The organism is Lentzea sp. NPDC004782 (assembly GCF_040609115.1).
GTDB lineage: Bacteria > Actinomycetota > Actinomycetes > Mycobacteriales > Pseudonocardiaceae > Lentzea.
The window spans coordinates 188,705-206,294 of sequence record NZ_JBEXJN010000009.1; the positions used below are offsets into that span (position 1 = coordinate 188,705).

Here is a 17,590-nt window from a genome sequence, read left to right on the forward strand (position 1 = left end):
TTTGGCCTGGTGGCGCTGCTGTTTTCCATGGCTCTAATTCCACTGCGAAAACGCGCCGGAGCCCATGCAAGACCACTACACAACCACGACAAGTTCCCTACATATCGCGCTTCGGGGGTAGCGACGAGATGACGTTGCCGAACGGCTGGACTGGTGCTGACGCGTGCGCCTTGCAGGACGCACTAAGGCTCAGCCAGGAGGGGTTCGCCGATCTCCTCGGCGTTCACTGGCGCACGGTGGGCAACTGGCACAAGAAGCCCAGCTCACGACCCAAGCCAGAGCTACAACAGGCCTTGGACACAACGCTCGATCGAGCGTCCGACGAGGTGAAGGCACGCTTCGCCGAGGCTCGCGCAGGCATATCGGGCGGCGCGACCGCACCTGTGATGAACAGCGCGGCGGCAGACGCAGAGCAACGGCTCGCAGCCGATCCGAACATCGTCGCCGCACTCGACTGGCTCGACGGCCGCGCTGCTCGCGAACCGGGAGCCGCACGCCGCGCCGTAGCGTCGCGTCTCGTTCAGATCGACGTGAATGCTTTGCGGGACAGGGGAAGTCGTCGCGGACGCGTCGATCAGGGCACCGTCGCTCAAGCACTCGCGAGCTACTACGGCCACCGCTCCGACGGGTACGGCCGATACGCCGCCCACTTCGGCGGCGTCGAGGCGGACACCAGCATTTTCACGCGCGCGGACTGGCTCGATCTGGCCTGCCCAATGGTCGCCGCCCATGACCGGCTCACTCTCGAACGCGCAGCCGGAGACGTACAGCTCACCCTCGACGAGGAAGCGTTCGACCAAGCCGTTCAGCGGCTCGCCGAGTCGCTCTCGCTCGGCGTCCGGTTCATGAACATGCCGCTCTACCGCTTGCTGAGCGTCGACATAGGGCCGCAATCGATCGGCGGCTCGGTCGGACTCACGTCGTTTGTCGAGTACATCGTGACGATGGATCTCCTGGAGGGCGAGCTGGTCGACGCGCTGTCCAACGGCACAAAGTCGGGCGCGCTCCCGCTGCGCGACCGCTACCTACCTGACCTCGACTCCGTCCTGGACGTGGGCGGACGCCTCACAGCCGGCGGCACACTCGCGTTGTGCGCGTTCGCTCGACCTGCTGACCCGTTCCGAGGTCCGGCGGACTACGTTCTTCTGGTGCAGGAGCGCTCAGGTCACGTCATCAACGCCGCGCGTCGGCTTGCCGTGATCCCAAAGGGCTTCCACCAGCCGTTGACGGACTTCCGGGCCGACGCTCAGGTGGGTGCGACGATGCGCCGCGAGATGGAAGAAGAGCTGTTCGGCCGCCACGACATCGACAACACGGTGGGCGACCAGCGCAGCGCTGATCCGATGCACCCGAGCCGCCTTTCCGAGCCGATGCGTTGGCTCCTCGGCGAGCCGGGCCGCTTGAGGATGGAGTCCACCGGATTCGGGCTGAACCTGGTGAGCGGGAACTTCGAGTTCCCCCTCCTGATCGTCGTCGATGACGAGGAGTTCTGGCAGCGGTATGGCGGGCAGATCGAGGCCAACTGGGAGACGGCGAACCTTCGCCAGTACTCCAGTGCCGATGCCGAGCTCGTCGAGGAGCTCGCGGCCGACGAGGCGTGGAGCAACGAGGGCTTGTTCGCGCTCCTGCAAGGGCTTCGCCGACTCAAGGAGATCGGCGGTAGCCGCGTGAATGTGCCAACGATCGAGTGGGAGATACGGTGACCGCGAACTGGAGCCAGGGCAACGCCGCAGAGGATGGAAGCGCCACGCGTGGCTGGCTGGTTGGGCACTTCATCGACCCGTCCGAGGGTGTGCGGTCGTCGAAGGACGTCGAAGTGAAGTGGTTCAATCACCCTGCTGGTGACAAGCGTGTCGAGTGGACTTCAGACGACCAGCGCACGACCCTCGTCCTCTTGGTACAAGGGAACTTCCGCGTTGACCTCACCGAGGGCAGCGCGACGATGACGCGCCAGGGTGACTACGTGATGTGGGGTCCTGGCATCGACCACTCGTGGGAAGCCGTCGACGACTCGGTGGTCATGACGGTGCGTTGGCCGTCCCAGACCTGATCAGTCACCAAGCCGCCACTCGACTGGCGGCAGGCTGACGCGGTCGCCGCCGATCTCACTCAGCCGACGCAGGCCCTGGAGCAGCGCGAACAGTCCCTCGTTGCTCCAGGTCTCCTGCGTGATCAGCTCGCTTACCAGGTCGCCGTCGAGACTGGAGTACAGCCGCAGTCCGGCCGCCTCCCAGTTGGCCACGACCTGTCCGCCGAACCGGCGCCAGAACTCCTCGTCCTCGATCACGACGAGACTCGCGAACTCGTAGTTCCCACTGACGAGGTTCAGCCCGAAACCCGTGCACTCCATCCGCAACCGCGCCGGTTCCTCGGCGAGCCACTTCATCGGCTCCGACCAACGGCCCGGATGCATCGGCGCCGCCGAGCGCGCATCGCCAACGGTCGCATCGACGTCAGGGCGGCCGAACAACTCCTCTTCCAACTCTCGCCGGAGCGTGGCCCCTACGGCTGCCTCGGCTCGCACGTCGGTCAGAGGCTGGTGGAAACCTTTCGGGATAACCGCGAGCCGTCCGGCCGCGTTCAGCACTTGACCGGACCGCTCCTGCACCAACAGCGCGTAGTCTGCCGAACCGCGGACTTGATCATGCGGCCGAGCGATGGCACACAGCGCCAGAACCCCACCCGCACACACACGCCCCGACAGATCGAGTATCGATTCGAGGCTCGGCAAGTGCTTGTCCCGCAAGGGAGTTTGCCGAGAGCCAGTTCCAGCGGCGACCGCATCGACTAGTTCTTGTTCGAGCAGATCAGCAGTGAGCGCGTACTCGACGAACGGCACGACACCCACGCGGCCACCGACCCGCTGAGGGCCAATGTCGACGCTCTCCAGGCGATAGAGTGGCAGGTTGGCAAAGCGCACGCCGAGCGCGACCGACTCGGCGAGCCGTGACGCGGCCGCCGATGCTTCTACGCCGCTGAGCGTGGCGTTGTCGCCGGATTCGTTGGTGAGCGCGAGCAGATCGTGGGCGCCGTCGAGCGGGCAAGCCAGGTCGAGCCAGTCGGTGCGGGTGACGACGCTGGTCAAGATCTCGCCGACTGCGTAGACGGCTCGGTACACGCCGCGCTCCCCGTAGTAGTCGACGAGCGCACGAGCGATGGCCGTCCGCCCGATCTTGGCCCGCCTCGCGCGCGTGTCCAGCAACTTTCCCCGGTCGAGTTCCGCGAGCCTCGCGCGTACCTTCGACCGGCTCGTTCCTGGCTGCCACGCCGCGCGCTCGTCGAGCCAGTCGAGCGCGGCGGCCAACTCGACCGCGTCCCGCTCCGGCTGTTGCCGCTCGACGATCTCGGGCGGCCTCGGCTCTGACAGCAGGTCGTCGATGCGGACGTCGAAGATCCTCTCCAACAGGCGTGCGGTCGTCGGCTGAACGGTCGGGCCGAGAGGCTCGCCAGAAGGCTTTCGGCCAGCGATAAGACGCTGAAGATGCCGGACGCCGATCGTGCCCGGCTCGTTGTGCTCGCGTGCGAACGCCTCGGCGAAGTCCACGAACTCCTGGAGGGTCTGACGCCGTTCCCGGATCTTCTGCTCCAAGACCGTCCGGAATGCCCGCACGTCGCGCCACCTCCCGTGTCGCCGGCATGTCGCCGCCAGGTCGTTCCGCTGACCAAGTGCTGATGAGACGTTGATTTCAGTTTGACACGGACCGCCTCACGGCGGTCGCCCGAGCCGTCCGGCGGCGTGGACACCTCCTGTCCGCCTCAGCGCCGCCGGACACCCCATACCGAGGATCTGAGGCCCACCGGTGAAGAACGACTTTCGCGCTTCGATGGCAGAGCGGTCCGTTGGGCGCGTTCTGCGCAGATGGCGGGACACCGTTGGCCTGAGCCTCTCCGAAGCCAGCGCGAAGGCCAGATTCTCAAGCGCCAAGCTCAGCATGATCGAGAATGCCGTTCAGCCGTTGGACCCACTTGACGTCATGGTGCTGGGACACGTCTACGGGGTGTCCAGTGCCGATTGGAAGCGAGAGGCCAGGCGCGCTGAACACGCACGCGACAAGCGCACCGCCGCCAGCACTCACGCGAACAGCCTCACCCTCAACGCGACCGAGGACATCGACGAGGCCTACCTTGAAGCGGCGACGCTCCGTGTGTTTGGCGCGGACGTGATCCCGTGCTGCCTCCACACTCCCGAATACCGTCTTGCGGCTCAGGAGATGGGTCGCCCGACCTATCCAGGCGACAATGCAGCGCGGCGGGCGGAGGCGCACGAAAGCTGGCTTGACCGCCTTAGCGCCGCCAAGAGTCAACGAGCCGTCGAGGTGTTGCTCACCGAAGACGCTGTTCGACGTGTAATTGGTGGCCCAGATACCACGAACGCCGCGCTCCTCCAGCTGATACACCTGTCGGAGCTTGAGCGGTTCACGGTGCAGGTTCTGGAGCACGGAAGCCACCTCGACGCTCGGCCCGGAGGTTCATACTTCCACCTCGCTTTTCCTCACCGGCAACACAACGACGTCGTGTACGTGGAGGATTCGGGTACCGGCCGGTACATCGAGGATCTGACGGTATGCCAGTTGGTACAGCACGGTTTCACGGCACTGCAGCGGACCGCTCTTGACCCGGATCAGTCCGTTGAGCTGATAGCCGAGATAGCAAGTTCGCTCACTTTCGAGCCGTCCGACCGGGCCACGGTAAGGGCGTGCTAGATGAACGACCGAATTCTTGCCGCTCTCTACAGCTTGAGCCCACAAGGACTCACCCTCAAGCGGTACCTCCTTCGCCGACTCCTTGAGGCGGCGCCAGAATCCTTGATCGCCGCGGAAGCGGCGAGAGGCGGGCCACCGCGCAATCCTGGGTCCATCGCATATGCACTGCAGGCACTTCAAAGGATTGGTGCGGTCGAGTTCGTACCCCGCAACCGCGCCTACGGTCGTGACCGCTGGCGTATCGAACCGTCGGCAACGGATGCTGTTCGCGAGTTCCTCAAAGACGACCTACATGACGAACAGCAGCCATCCGTGACGCCACTACCTATCAAAGATCGGTACCGCGCGATCCTTTACGTCCTGTGGGACGCACCGGCGAAATCATTCACGGTTCGCGAGCTGGCCGACAAGATTCCTGGCAGCAACGAGGCGACCGTTCGAAAGAACACGATGCAGCTCTACTGGGCCGGTTATGTCATGCGCAAGCTGTCCGATGAAAGCAGCCCCGGAATCCGCCAGTACATGTTTCAGCTGAACCCGGCGGCAGAGAAGTACGCCCATGCTCAGCTCGACTGGCGGGCAGCTGCTGCACTCTGACCGCGCTCGACGGCCGAACGGTGCCCGCTGCGCCCATCCCGTCCAAGAAGAAGCCACACTTGGCAGGCTTCGCCGCTCGCATCCCCTGCCGGAGCTGTCGCTACCTCACGCGGGCCACGGCACGATCGAGGCCTCGACCGCACCGCTCTCCGTGATCATGGAGACGTGGCCGCTCCTAGAACCCGTCGGGACAGGGGAAGATCAGCTCGCAACGATCAGCCCGACACGCTCTCAGATCCGACGAGAGCCGCTGACTTCGTGATTCAGTTGCTCATGCCGTCGGATAGACCCTTGTCATATGCGCCAATCAGCACGACACTGCGACCGCCGCGCGTCGTCATCGTGATCGATGGCGACGTCCACTGGAGCTATTGGGCCAGGCGTGCAATTCATCGTGCTTGCAAGATCTGGGGCGGGGCGGGGTTCGCAGTCGTTCCGCACCACGACGGCAAAGTCCACCCGACGTTGCTGCGCGCATGCCGCGCATACGATCCGGACTACGTGGTGAACTACCACCCGACCATTGGTGACCTCGCAGTCTTCGCACCCGAAGACGTTGCATTCGCTGGCGAAGAAGCAGAACCGCTGACCAGCGAGCAGTTCGATCAGATGCCGACTCCCACCCTGGCAGTCCAAATCCCCAGCATCTCGAGCGAGGCAGCCCGCGATCAGATCGCCGCCGTGTGCTCGAGCTATCAGAGCAACGTCTACGCAGGGTGGCATGAAGCGCTCACGTCGCTGGAAGAGGAAGACGACAGCACGAACTTCACACCCATAACCGATCTTCCGGGTATTTGGTGGGCAGGTTCGGTGCTCGCTTGCCCGGCCGACTGGGGTGGAGTCCTCGGGGCAGCGATCGCGTCCCATGCCGGCATGGCCGTCGCACCTTCACGAAGCAACGCGGAACCGTCCGTCACGGACGCGGTTCGGATCGGCTTGGCCAGCTGGCTGCTCGGCGGCATCGGTACCGAACTCCCGAACGACCTCGTCTGGCATCCCGGCGTCGCTGTCGGAGTCGACACGAGCCGCACACCAACCGCAAATCAACGTGCTCTGACGCGGCTGACAGAAATCAGCTCTGGACCGGCACGCCACCAGACTGGGGTGCTCGTGATCGGCGATACCGCCGACGACTTCGCCCTTGCCCGTTTGTGGCGACTGACGTTCGGCGGGGCCTATTGGCTGCCTTCAGTGCTCGTAAGCACCCAAGAGGAGATTCCGACGGCCGTCGGACTCCGGGTCAACAGCCTGGCGCGCGATTTGGCTCGCCGCGGCGGATCACTGGCGCTGACAACGATCTCGCTGTCCGGTGAGCGGCTCCAGGAGGCACACGAACGATTGAGTGCCGCAGACCCGATCATCAGTCCGACCGCGCAGAAGAATGCGCTTCGGGCCATCAAAGATGGTGAACTCTCGTGGAAGCAAAATGCGACGATCAGGCAGGCGCTGCAAGGGCGGTGGGACGTCATCACCACGATCCCGGTGACAGTGGACGACACCTTGACTACCGCAATGGCAGCTCCCCTGCCGCCACCAGTGGTCATCCACCCCGAATTCCCTCACCAGGCGAACACGCCTTGGCACATCGACGTCAGCTGGCGCCCCGGTCGTGCTGTACGGCGCCGAGGCATCGACAGCGTTGAACTGTTCGCCGAGCCACCGGTAGCGATGCCCACCTGGACGAGAAGCAGCAGGGACGGCATCACCTACCAAGCTGAGCGATTCGACTTCGTCGCCGCCGGCATCCGCCCAGAGAACCGGCTCGCGAGCGTAGCCTTGCGCGACCTCAGCCTGCAGGCATGGGTCAAGGTCAAAGGGCTGGAACATGGACTCGACGTACGGCCGAGCGAGGCCGGCAGAAGAGCGATACTCCTGGCCAAGATGCTCGGCGGGCGGCATGCCTTCCTGGAGTTGTTCGGCGGACCGCTGCTACCCGCGTTGCGCGCAATGCTGACGAGAAGCTCAACAACGAGCACCGCCTATCCAGATCATCAAGGCGTGGCACTTTCCAGCTCGGAAGGCGTGCTGACCTTCGCCGGGCTCTGCGCCCGAAGCCCAGACCTGACAGAGAGCGATGTACGCGAGCGAATCGACGCCGCTGCACGAGCTGGCGTCGTTCGGCGCGGCCTGGTCCTGCGATGCGCCACATGCGAGCAGACACAGTTCATGCAGCTCGACAGGGTCAAGCAACGCTGGACGTGTCAGCGTTGTGACGCCTCCAACGATCTCGATCTTTGGTCCTGGAAGGCACCCACGACGGAGCCCATGTGGTTCTACGACCTGCATCCGGTGGCGCGACATCTCCTCGCCGAGAACGGCGACGTACCTGCCTTGCTTTCCCGTCAACTGTTCAATGGCAGGCCAGATCCTCGAAGCCCCTTCGACGACGCGGCAGAGGTCGTGTTCACAAAAGACGGCGCCCCACAGGTTGAGGTCGACCTCGTCACCTACATCGACGACACGATCACAGTGGCCGAGTGCAAATCCTCTGGCGACGACATTGTGGGCAGGAGAGGACGAAGCGAAGTCGCCAAGAAGTGCCAAGCCGCAGCATGGCTGCGCGCCGACACACTCATCTTCGCGACAAAGGCCGATCACTGGTCGGAGAACAGCCGAACAACCATCAAGTCCGCGGTGAGCAACTTCAGCGGCTGGGGGCCACTCGGAGGACCCGACGTCCTTCTGGTGTCAGGGTTGGGCGCTGGCGAGGTTCACAACGAAGCGTTGTAACGTCGAACGGTCACACGGCGCAACCACGCAGATCAGTGTGTGGTGCGACGATGACTCACCTTGATCAACAACGTGAACGCGGTGCCTTAGTCTCCTCTGGGAAGCAGTTCAAGGGTCTCGGCCGGGCGATAGTCGAGCAGTGGAACACCGAGCAGTCCGGTGTCCTGAACGAGAGCGAACGCTTCCCGGTCGGTGACAACGTTGATGCTGCACCGCACGTTCCTCCGGTGCAGCCAACCTGACAGGCGCATCCACCGTTTTAGTCTCGAACGGACGTAACTTCATTCGACCATGTTCTGTGCGCAGGAGACACACCCGAGTACAGCGGGCCAAACAATTTCCTCTTCGCTTCGACTATATCCCAGACCTCCCCACTGTCCCAAAGGTGCATGACAACCCGATCGATATGTTTCGGCTTCGTAATCGGGTCCCCACACTCTAGGTAGAACGTCCCAAACATGGTGTCGGAAGGATAGGAAAGTCCAGCTCGATCAGGCGCCCCCACAGCTATCAGGAGCACGTCAACTCCGGGTTTGTCATGCTGATCAACAAGCCGTCGAACCTCCACCTCAGCATCCGTCTTCGTGTAACCTGATGCATAACCCAGGACGACTTCAAACCCGCGAACCGAGTAGAAGTAGCTGTCCGGCGCTCCATTAAGCAGCGGATTGGCGTAGACCCGCGAGTAGGTATCCCTACCCGGAACTTCGCCAAGCAGCAGAGGCCCGCTCGGAAGCCGGTCCGACGGCAGTTCATCACTCTTGAAGTCATCAATGTTTAGGCGATAGCCATTCATGGCCTCAATCAAGGCCTCAGCCGAAGCGAAGTCAGTCCTTCTGAACGGTCTGCCGATATCACGACTGCTGTCACCGAAGCTGATTTGAACCGACGCGCCGAGAAGCCCTCCAAAGTAGTGCATAGGCGCCGCTTCCAACGCTTCACGAACGGATCGAAAGAAGGCGTTCACCTCTCGCCGCCCCGGAGCGCCCAGCTGAGTGCACTCGATTCCAAATGAATTCGACCCACTGACGCATTCGAGATCCGGAGGATTTGCCCCCTGTCTGAGCTCCTCCCCCAACGCTTGGCCCGTTGCCATCCTTTGATCTGCATTGAAACGAAGAACATGGAGCCTCTCCAAGGATTCCTTCGAGAATCTTCCGTCTGGGATCGAAAACTGAAGCGGTGTGTCTTCTGCGATAAGCAGCACTGGTTCTGAAGTCTCCGGACGGAAGCCCTTGGCACCCATACCTGTCGGACCAACCCACGGCGAGGGACGTATGAGAATATCAGTCATGGTGAAGTCAAAAGGCGTGTAGAACCCAACGCTGACGACGAACCCTTCGGTGTCTGCCATCCGCCATCCTTCGCATCTGACCGGGATCGAGGAAGCCTAGCCCTACTGCCACCGCCGTCAGCTGCATGTCGGCAAGCACTGAGCCCCCACCCAGGGACGCCGCCTCACGCTCGACGTGTCCCGTCCCGTCTGAGGCCGACTCCCGCAGGGCAGTTCAAGACTCAGAGACACGCGTGCGGGACAGGATTTGCACCCTGTCCCGCACTTGCCAATCGCACTGTTCACCCAGGCAGATGCTGGGTTTCAGCCGTCCCGCAACCCGTCCTGACCACCGTCGCCACAAGGGACGGCCGGGACAGGCCCTGGGCTAGATGAGGCGTGTGCTTAGCGAGCAAGATCGTCCTCGGACACGGAAATGTCGCAAATTTGCGACGTCTGCGTGGCAGGTGCTCAAGTCCACTTGAGCACCTGTTTTGCGTTTCGGCGCCACAGGCAGGTGGCGTTCGATGACCATTTCCTACATCCGTCCGATCGTCCCTGACACGGCGCCAGGAAAAGGCTCGGACGCAGCCGCCCGTGCCGCTGGTCAACCTCTTCCACTAATCGTGGTCCCCGCGTCACGGCCACCTCGTCTGACGAACGTGCTGTACCGGATGGCCGCCGTCGACCACCGCGGCCGCGTCGCAGACCGCCACGTCACAGCCGCACTGGACTGGAACGCGGGCACCCGGCTCAGCATCCGCGAACACCACGGCCTGCTCGTCGCCACCGCTGATCCACACGGCGTCTTCAAGCCCACCAAAGAGGGCTATCTCCGGCTGCCCGCCGACGCCCGCCGCGCGGCCGACCTCAGTTCCGGGGACCGGGTACTGCTCACGGCCCACCTCGACCGCCAGTCGATCACGGTGTTCCCACCCTTCGCACTGGACCAGCTGGTGCTCCCCGTTCTTCCAGGTGGTGAGGACGAATGACCGGCGCACCGACCCAGGCTGAGCTCGATGCCGCCCGCCTGGTTCTCGACCGGATGGGCGTGACTGCCGAGGACCTGCTCAACACGGTGAAGCCACCGGCCCCGACCTTCGCCGAATACATCCCAGTCGTCGCTGCCGCGGTCAGCGACGGCACCCGCCGCGCCTACACCCCGTACTGGAACCGCGTGCTGGACCAGTGGGCGGACATCTCTCTGAGCGACAGGACCCCCACCGATATCCAGCGGCTCGTCCAGCACATCAAGGCCAACCTGACGGTTCGCCGTAACACCCGCAACGGCAATTCCGCGGCCGAACATCTCATCGCCGCGCTGCGCTGCCTTTATCGGCACGCTGTCAACGACGAACTGATCGACGAACGCTCCAACCCGGCTGCCAAGGTGGCGAAGCCCCGACGTCAGCCCAGCAATCGACGGGCGTTGTCCGGCAAGCAGATGGACCAGCTCAACGAGGTCGTCGCGACCACCGGCAACGATCCGCAACTCGATTCGCTGATCATCCGGTTCCACACCGAAACCGCTGCTCGCCGTGGTGGGGCACTGGCCCTACGGCCCAAGGACCTCGACGAGGAGCAGTGCCTGGTCTATCTGCGTGAGAAAGGCGAGACTTCACGCTGGCAACCGGTCTCGCCCACACTGATGTGGCACCTGCTCCAGCATGTTGAACACCGCAGCGCACCGATGAACGGACGCCTGCTGCGCTACGCAGATGGCCGCCCGATCACCTATCACCGCTATGACAACCTCTGGAGCCGCGTCGGGTCTACAATTTCATCGACAGTCTCGTTTTTCTCATTTCTCGCAAGCTTATCAATTATCGAATCGAGGGTTTTATTCAACTTCTCATAGAGCTCGGGCCCCAGAGCCTTCAAGCGCTTCTCGACTGCCGGATTACGCTCGATGGCCGCCCTCTTGCGTTCTTTTGCTCTCTCCTTGGCCAGGCCACTCGCGATCTCTTCGAGTTTCTGACGCGCATACTCTTCCAGTGCTTGTACCGACTCATCCTCTGGATTGAATCCACTACGACTCGTATTAATAACAAATCCGCCTCGCCGAGACTTCAAGGAAGACTTAGACGGCTTCTTGATAGGGTCAATAAAGTCCCGGCTCCAGCTCACCCACGATACGAGTAATATTGAAGTAACCGTGTGTCTGCTGATTTAGGCCGAATAGGCCGGTGTCCTGAACAATACGATCTCGAACTCGGACGCTAAAGCCGGGTTCCAGACTGCGCCGATCGTTCGCAATGACGTAGTACCCACGCACCCTGCCGTGTCCTTCGATGACGTCATTGATCCTAACTTTTTCCCCGGTATGGACCCCGGGCTGCATTTAACACCATTGACAAAGATCTGCCAGTCGTGGCGCGCCGGCAGGTGCCGTGCTAAATACGCACGCAAGACCTCATCCTCGGGCCTTTTAACCTCCTCAAGGAAGTCACTAAGCGTAATAGTAGTTCCGGATGAAGTCTTACTTCGAACCTTGGTTACCGTGGGCTGCAGATCGAAGGACTCCAACTCCTCGACCGTATCCAAGGCGTCTCGATCGAGAGTAAGCCGCGTCTTCTCACCAGACTTCCAGGTCTCGATTGTCATCGTCTGAACAATGCCAAAGCCAGCAAGCTTTCCGATCCCCTTATTCCCAATCACCGCCCGACCGCTTTGAGTTAGTTCTCCGTTCTCGCTCTCGTCTCCACGCCGATCCCTGCCAAGATGAAGGTACTTTTCCTTCATATCTGACGTGGTCATTCCGAGGCCATCATCAGAAATGACAATCTGGGAGTCGGTATAGTTGATTTTCACAATTTTTGCATCCGCGTCGTAAGCATTTGCACACAGCTCTGCGATAGCTTTTGTTACTGTGTTGTACATAGCTACGCCAAAGTGATCCAAGAGGCGCGGCGAGACGGTGAACTTCATGCACCAACCAATCAGAAAGCAGCGCGGAAACTTCTCAGGTGTTACGGCAGATGCGGTTACAAGGTTGACGACCAGCGATCACAGCGTGTGCAGCCTCAAATCGCAGGGCGCAGCTCTTAACATGGGGCGCTTCGCGTCCTCCCGCGAGAGTGAGGAAGGAGTTACTACCGTAGGTAGCCTAGGCACCGGTCCCCACTCAACCCACCAATGCCGAAACCGCTCTACCAGTCCAGATCTCTCAACAGAATGCCAGCTCGCAGGGAAATTTTTGCTACGAACAAGAGACAACACTTCTTCGACGGCATTGTTGACAACCTGCATTCTGAAACGAGCAGTTGCCGGAACGGCAGATAGACAGCTACCAATAGCTAGCCGAGTAATCTCAATGCGGCGAGAAAAAAGTTCAAGTTCTTCCGCGTCCCAGCTCTCCGCGCTACCATCAAACGCATCAAGGAAATCGTCTACAGCGATCCACGCCACCGAGCGCGTTGCATTCATTAGACTTTCAGAACGAAGACGTGAATCTAGGTTAACTGGAAGAAAAGTCGATAGCGGCATCATCGAAAGCATGTCGATGGCTTTTTCCCAGATTGGCAGCGCCCGCTCAAGCGATTCTCTGGACGCAACCACCACTGACTCCACAGATTCAGCTGTGAAAACTTCAAATCTCTCGACATGCGGCAATAATCCGCTGCACGCGACCAAGGACTGCAAACATGGATTAATGTTCTCTTGTGCGATGGAGGCACAGACGACTCTAGCGACCTTCGAATTGAAATTCGCGCGAATCAACTTTAGTCCGTTGGTTCCGAATATCGCCTCGGCCCGCCTCCACGAGGAAAGCCTTCCAGGATCTTCCATCAACGGACGAATCGGTTTGTGCTCGGCACTTAGCCCGTGAAACCACGAAACAGCAGCTTCGCAGCCTCGCGCAAAGCCATCGATCAAGACGATGGCATGCGCTACGACGTCATCCTCTACCTCCGCCCCCTCTACAACAAAGACCTCTTTGACTCCGTCCCAGAAAAGCGTTTCGTGCGCCTCGCCGTTCCTTACGTCCCTAATTACGGCTTGCTGCGCAAGACCACCAAGCCATCCGCCTTGAGCAACCAGTGCATCACGCATTTGTGTCAGCATGGGCGGCTCCGACCACTTCCCCACACTTAAGCAATGATGAACCCAACCATATTTCCTGAAGGGCCCTTCAATCATTCTCTTATACAGATCGGCAAGTGCGAGATGCGATTCTTCATCATCGTCCAGATGTGCCAGCAAACGTAAGAAGGTCTGATTGATTCTGATGCGACCTTGGCGTAGTTCGGGCTCGCTTCTTCGGAGATATTGTAGTGCCTGCCTGGCCGCGTCCGATCCTCGCGATCCCAGAAGCCGATTCTTTAGCGAATCCATCGAGCAGTAAGCCGTTACCGGATCCTCGCAGGCAAGAATCCAACCTACCGTGGACACCGCAACGAGCACATCGCTGGTTGCCGGGAGGTTAAGAGACCCGAGGTGAGGAAGTACGACATCAAGGAGTTCGCCAGCCCGTTGATAGTAATGTGAGAATACCCGACTAGGACTAAACTCGTTGTTGGCATCATAGAGCTCGTTAGAGTCAATTTTGAACGCAAGAGAGATCAGATCAGCCCGATCGTCCACTAATTCGACATTAAGCCATCCGACGCTGTCTCGAATATCTTCTTCGACGAGGAACGGACCACCGCTTGTCAGACGCCGAGATATATCTAATAGGCTCAAATCGATGAGACCTAGCATATTTCTCGCAGCGAACTCGTCGAAATTCCTGAACGGAGCCAAAGCGAGCGTGAGCGACAGGATGCTGCTGCGGATTTCAAGAAGGTTTTGAAGCCAGTCCTTAATTCCATTGAAACCGACGGAGAGTGGAGGCGCAGTGCATTCAGAAACAAAGTTCTCGACGTGACCGGTGATCTTTTGAGCGTACAAGTCCCAGATCTTTGGGCCAATCGGCAACGTATGCCAGCCGGGAAGATGAAGAGGCATGTTTATTGCTTCCCGCACTGGTGCGATCAGCTTGGCACGCGCAGAGTCGGGAAGACTCACTAACTCATACCACGCCGTCATGCCCACCTCCACCCAGAGCGGCGCTCTACAAGCCGCCTCTACGAGACGTCAACGGGCTGTCGCTCAGTAGATCTTCGACGTTACAGGCGCTGCCGTGCGAACACGACGGACGTCCTCTCTCCGCTGGTGGCCAGCTACCCGGCCGACGACTTACGTAGCTGCGGCATACCCTGCGGTCGACTGCAGGGTTCGCACTCGCTGATCAGCTCACTGAAGACTCGCCGGCGAGGTAGCGGGTTCATGGGCTCGGCGCTGCGATCGAGTGGTCTCGTATCGCCGTGTGGTGTGTGGTGCTGCGGTCGATCGTGGTGGTGACGAGTCACCTGCTTCCAGGACGCTACGGATTGACAAGCCTTCTGTAAGCGTCCGCGGTCCCGGTACCGGGCCCCTCGACTACTCCACCCCTGAAGTGCATCTCCTCGCGCCGGGACACATGCGGTTCGGCCTGTCCCGTGTCCCGCGGTCACATCTTTGCAGGCAGAGGCCTTCATCTCCGCAGCATCAGACCCGTCCCGCGTGGACAACGTGGGACGGGTCTGATGTGCCAGACGGGCCAGGTGCGCTACTCGGGTCCAGGAAGGGTTACGTGGGTGAATAGTGTGCGGCTTCGTCCTCGGACACGTGGGGGTTCAAGTCGGTAGCGACTTGAACCCAACCCTCGCCTTGGCTCATCTCGCTCGTGTCCACGTCCCAGTCGCCACGCGTCCAGCTGAATCGAACGAGCTCTCCCCGCGGAGAAAGTACTTTTCTCTTTGTATGCGGTCGATCCGATGCTCGCACGGCCGCGGTGGTCTCGAACTGCACCATCTCGCCAAAATATGACCTCGGCCCGGCCCGTCGTTGGCGAACTTCCGCCTGTCCGCCGCCTTCCGCGTCCAGCCGCCACACACCTCGAGGAACGCATCGACCACTTCCGCGTTCCTCGTAAGCATCTGCGGCTCGCAGCCCTACTTCCTCACGACCACGTCGAACATGTTGGCCAGCCGCCGCTTCTTGAACCGGTGGATGTGACCGTGCTTCTTGAGAAGCTCCGGCACCTCTCGGTGCTGGTGGTCGGCGGGCACCATGAACTCGTTGTGGACCGGGTTCTCCAGATGGCTGTACAGCGGTCCCAGCCGCGCCAGTGCGGAGGTGAGCACCTCCACCGGAGGTGAGAGCTGCAGCAGCAACCGCAGCGCCAGGTCGACGTCGCTGGTAGCCGACGCGATCCACCCCACGTCTGTCACCGGCACCGGCAGCACCATCAGCGGCCGCCTCGCTGCCGAGATCCAACGCCCTGCCGTCACACCAGTTCGTCGAGAATCAGCTCGAATCCTTGTTTGAGGCCATTGCCCTCCGACCACGCCAGCGCACCGTCGTGCTGGAGACGGCCGACGACCACACCTGGTGAGATGCCGACCATCTCGGCGAACTCCTCGATCTTCGTGAACGGCCTGGGCCGACCCCGCAGCCGCTCGTAGTCGTACGAATAGCGTGTGGGGATCAACATCTCTGCGGCGAACCGGTTCGCCTCGTCCTCCGCGGGATCCTCGTCGTACTTCAACGGATCCCCGTCCAGGAACGTGAGCCGCTTGCCGTGCAGGAGAACGTGCCCGATTTCGTGGAAGACCGTGAACCAGAACCGATCGTCCTTCTTGTGCCTGTCCGTCAGGGCGATCAGGACCTTCTCCGGGGTGAGCCACCTGGTCGCTCCCGAGACGTGGGTGCCCCGCATGGCCGGCATGAACACGAGCGCGACACCGGCACGTGCGCACAACGCGGGCAGTTCCGTCAGCCAGGACTCCGGGTTCCGGCGGCACAGGGCGCGCATCTCCGGCAGCGACCGGACCAGTTCGTCCCGGCGGAACGGCTGACATTCGACCTGGCGGGCGCGCAGCACCGAGTGGCGCAGCCACACGAGCACCGAATAGTCGTTGGGCTCGATCTTCGCAGATCTGCGAAACGCCACCCGGTAGCCCGCCCACAGCTCTTCGGCGAGACCGGGATCAGCGACTCCGAAGAAGTTCAGCAAGCGCCGCAGGTTCTGCACCGACTTCTTCTTGTCCGGCAGGATCTTCCTGACGACCAGTTCCGCCAACGGGAAGTTGTCGAGCCAGTCCAGGTGCTCGCTGAGCTTCTCGTCCTCCGACGCCCGAACCGCTTGCGCCCGCCACGCAGCCTCAAGCCGGTTCCATGCGACCGCGGGCAAACCGGTGACTCGCTCGAGCACCTCTGCGGTCTCCGGTGTCAGGACCGCCGTGCCCTGGATCATCTGGTTGAGGTGCTTCGTTGAGATCCCGGTCCGGCGAGCCAGGTCGGCTTGGGTGATGCCTAGTTCCTCGAGGGTCTCCTTAAGCGTCTCCCCCGGCGAAGCCGACGACTGGGGGACGTACTCGAGCGGTTCGGCGCCGAGTGTCATCGGATACCTCTCAGATGGTGACTTCCCTGCGTGGTCATGCCGCGACCGCGATGGCCGCCACCACGAGCTCCCGCACTTCGAACTCGTCGAGCCGGCCGTCCGGCAAGATCGGAGGCGGATCGTACCGAGGCCGTACCCGAAGATCAGCGACACGCCCGAGCGCGACGAGCAACGATCCGTCACCGCGCGTGGCGTCCTGCCTCAGCCGCACCGCCGGGAATCGCCGCAGTTCAGCCAGGTGGGAGGCGGCAGAAATCTCCCCGAGACGCCGGCGCAGGGTTGAGGCCAGCGGCTCGCCGTAGACCTGAGCTCGCTCCCTGTCGTCGTTGCAGACGCGTGCGAGCTCAGAACTGCCGAAAAAGATCTTCACCCGACACCTCGGCCTCCTGCGGGTTCCATACACCCGTAGACACCATGTTAGCCTCTGCCCTGAATGGACGTTTCATGCACCCACTAGGTAAACAGAACTCCTCCGATACTGTTCGGTGGTCATGCCGTCGTGGTCTACATGACCCTACTCAAGTCAGGAGGTCACCGAAGTGACCGAGAACGAGCGGCACGTCGCGCCGAACAACGAGCGGGGCGGCTGGGACGTCGTCGCTCCGGGATCCTCGCGAGCGAGCAGCCACCACGAGACCCAGGCCGACGCCATCGCGCGCGGTCGGGAGATCGTCGGCAACGCGGGTGGTGGCGAGCTGCGGATTCACGGTCGCGACGGCCACATCAGGGACAGCGACACCATCGCTCCCGGCAACGACCCGAACCCACCCCACGACCGCAGGTGAACGTCCACCGCGTACGTCGGCCGGGTGACCCGGCCCACGTAAGCGGGTAATGTGACATCATGCCAACACGGAAGCG

At 61.7% G+C, this 17,590-nt stretch carries 16 protein-coding genes; 9 read left to right on the forward strand and 7 right to left on the reverse strand.

What is annotated here, in order from left to right; all coding sequences use genetic code 11:
• Positions 1-128: 128 nt before the first annotated feature.
• Both ABZV40_RS11610 and ABZV40_RS11615 read left to right on the forward strand, forming a co-directional pair.
• Complete coding sequence (locus ABZV40_RS11610; RefSeq protein WP_355438740.1) at positions 129-1,703, forward strand: transcriptional regulator; 1,575 nt, start codon at positions 129-131, stop codon at positions 1,701-1,703.
• Positions 1,700-2,050: a signal peptidase I gene (locus ABZV40_RS11615; protein WP_355438742.1), complete on the forward strand. Its 351-nt coding sequence runs from the start codon at positions 1,700-1,702 to the stop codon at positions 2,048-2,050. Before ABZV40_RS11610 ends, ABZV40_RS11615 begins: the two co-directional genes overlap by 4 nt.
• On the opposite strand, the gene ABZV40_RS11620 is transcribed toward ABZV40_RS11615, so the two are convergent.
• Positions 2,051-3,610 (reverse strand): transcriptional regulator, encoded by a 1,560-nt coding sequence (locus ABZV40_RS11620; protein WP_355438743.1) that lies wholly within the window; start codon positions 3,608-3,610, stop codon positions 2,051-2,053.
• Between the two features lie 190 nt (positions 3,611-3,800).
• Between ABZV40_RS11620 and ABZV40_RS11625 the strand changes: the two genes are divergently transcribed.
• The 4 genes from ABZV40_RS11625 to ABZV40_RS11640 all read left to right on the forward strand — a co-directional run bounded on the left by ABZV40_RS11625 (position 3,801) and on the right by ABZV40_RS11640 (position 8,272).
• Complete coding sequence (locus ABZV40_RS11625) at positions 3,801-4,703, forward strand: Scr1 family TA system antitoxin-like transcriptional regulator (protein ID WP_355438745.1); 903 nt, start codon at positions 3,801-3,803, stop codon at positions 4,701-4,703.
• On the forward strand, positions 4,704-5,300 hold the full coding sequence (locus ABZV40_RS11630; protein ID WP_355438747.1) for a hypothetical protein: 597 nt from the start codon (positions 4,704-4,706) through the stop codon (positions 5,298-5,300). It abuts the gene before it with no gap.
• Between the two features lie 342 nt (positions 5,301-5,642).
• A complete protein-coding gene (locus ABZV40_RS11635) occupies positions 5,643-8,030 on the forward strand; it encodes a hypothetical protein (protein WP_355438749.1) in 2,388 nt (795 codons plus the stop codon).
• Between the two features lie 50 nt (positions 8,031-8,080).
• A complete protein-coding gene (locus ABZV40_RS11640; protein ID WP_355438751.1) occupies positions 8,081-8,272 on the forward strand; it encodes a hypothetical protein in 192 nt (63 codons plus the stop codon).
• Between the two features lie 17 nt (positions 8,273-8,289).
• Here the strand turns inward: ABZV40_RS11640 and ABZV40_RS11645 are convergent, their stop codons facing one another.
• Entirely contained in the window at positions 8,290-9,384 is a 1,095-nt protein-coding gene (locus ABZV40_RS11645; RefSeq protein ID WP_355438753.1) for a hypothetical protein, read from the reverse strand.
• A 581-nt stretch (positions 9,385-9,965) separates the two neighbouring features.
• Here ABZV40_RS11645 and ABZV40_RS11650 point away from each other — a divergent pair.
• Positions 9,966-10,295 carry an AbrB/MazE/SpoVT family DNA-binding domain-containing protein gene (locus ABZV40_RS11650; RefSeq protein ID WP_355438755.1) on the forward strand — a complete coding sequence of 110 codons (330 nt, stop codon included), beginning with the start codon at positions 9,966-9,968 and terminating at the stop codon, positions 10,293-10,295.
• The gene (locus ABZV40_RS11655; RefSeq protein ID WP_355438757.1) at positions 10,292-11,161 is read left to right on the forward strand and encodes a site-specific integrase; all 870 of its coding nucleotides are present in this window, start codon (positions 10,292-10,294) and stop codon (positions 11,159-11,161) included. The genes ABZV40_RS11650 and ABZV40_RS11655 overlap by 4 nt, the downstream gene beginning before the upstream one ends.
• A gap of 311 nt (positions 11,162-11,472) precedes the next feature.
• Here the strand turns inward: ABZV40_RS11655 and ABZV40_RS11660 are convergent, their stop codons facing one another.
• From ABZV40_RS11660 to ABZV40_RS11680, 5 genes are all read right to left on the reverse strand, one after another.
• A complete protein-coding gene (locus ABZV40_RS11660; protein ID WP_355438759.1) occupies positions 11,473-12,231 on the reverse strand; it encodes an ATP-binding protein in 759 nt (252 codons plus the stop codon).
• Between the two features lie 78 nt (positions 12,232-12,309).
• Complete coding sequence (locus ABZV40_RS11665; protein WP_355438761.1) at positions 12,310-14,331, reverse strand: hypothetical protein; 2,022 nt, start codon at positions 14,329-14,331, stop codon at positions 12,310-12,312.
• Between the two features lie 947 nt (positions 14,332-15,278).
• On the reverse strand, positions 15,279-15,563 hold the full coding sequence (locus tag ABZV40_RS11670) for a hypothetical protein (protein ID WP_355438763.1): 285 nt from the start codon (positions 15,561-15,563) through the stop codon (positions 15,279-15,281).
• A 50-nt stretch (positions 15,564-15,613) separates the two neighbouring features.
• Positions 15,614-16,729, reverse strand: coding sequence for an ImmA/IrrE family metallo-endopeptidase (locus tag ABZV40_RS11675; protein ID WP_355438765.1), 1,116 nt, complete (start codon positions 16,727-16,729; stop codon positions 15,614-15,616).
• A 34-nt stretch (positions 16,730-16,763) separates the two neighbouring features.
• Positions 16,764-17,099: a hypothetical protein gene (locus ABZV40_RS11680; RefSeq protein WP_355438767.1), complete on the reverse strand. Its 336-nt coding sequence runs from the start codon at positions 17,097-17,099 to the stop codon at positions 16,764-16,766.
• A gap of 169 nt (positions 17,100-17,268) precedes the next feature.
• On the opposite strand from ABZV40_RS11680, the gene ABZV40_RS11685 reads away from it, so the two are divergent.
• The gene (locus tag ABZV40_RS11685; RefSeq protein ID WP_355438769.1) at positions 17,269-17,514 is read left to right on the forward strand and encodes a DUF2188 domain-containing protein; all 246 of its coding nucleotides are present in this window, start codon (positions 17,269-17,271) and stop codon (positions 17,512-17,514) included.
• Positions 17,515-17,590: the final 76 nt, after the last annotated feature.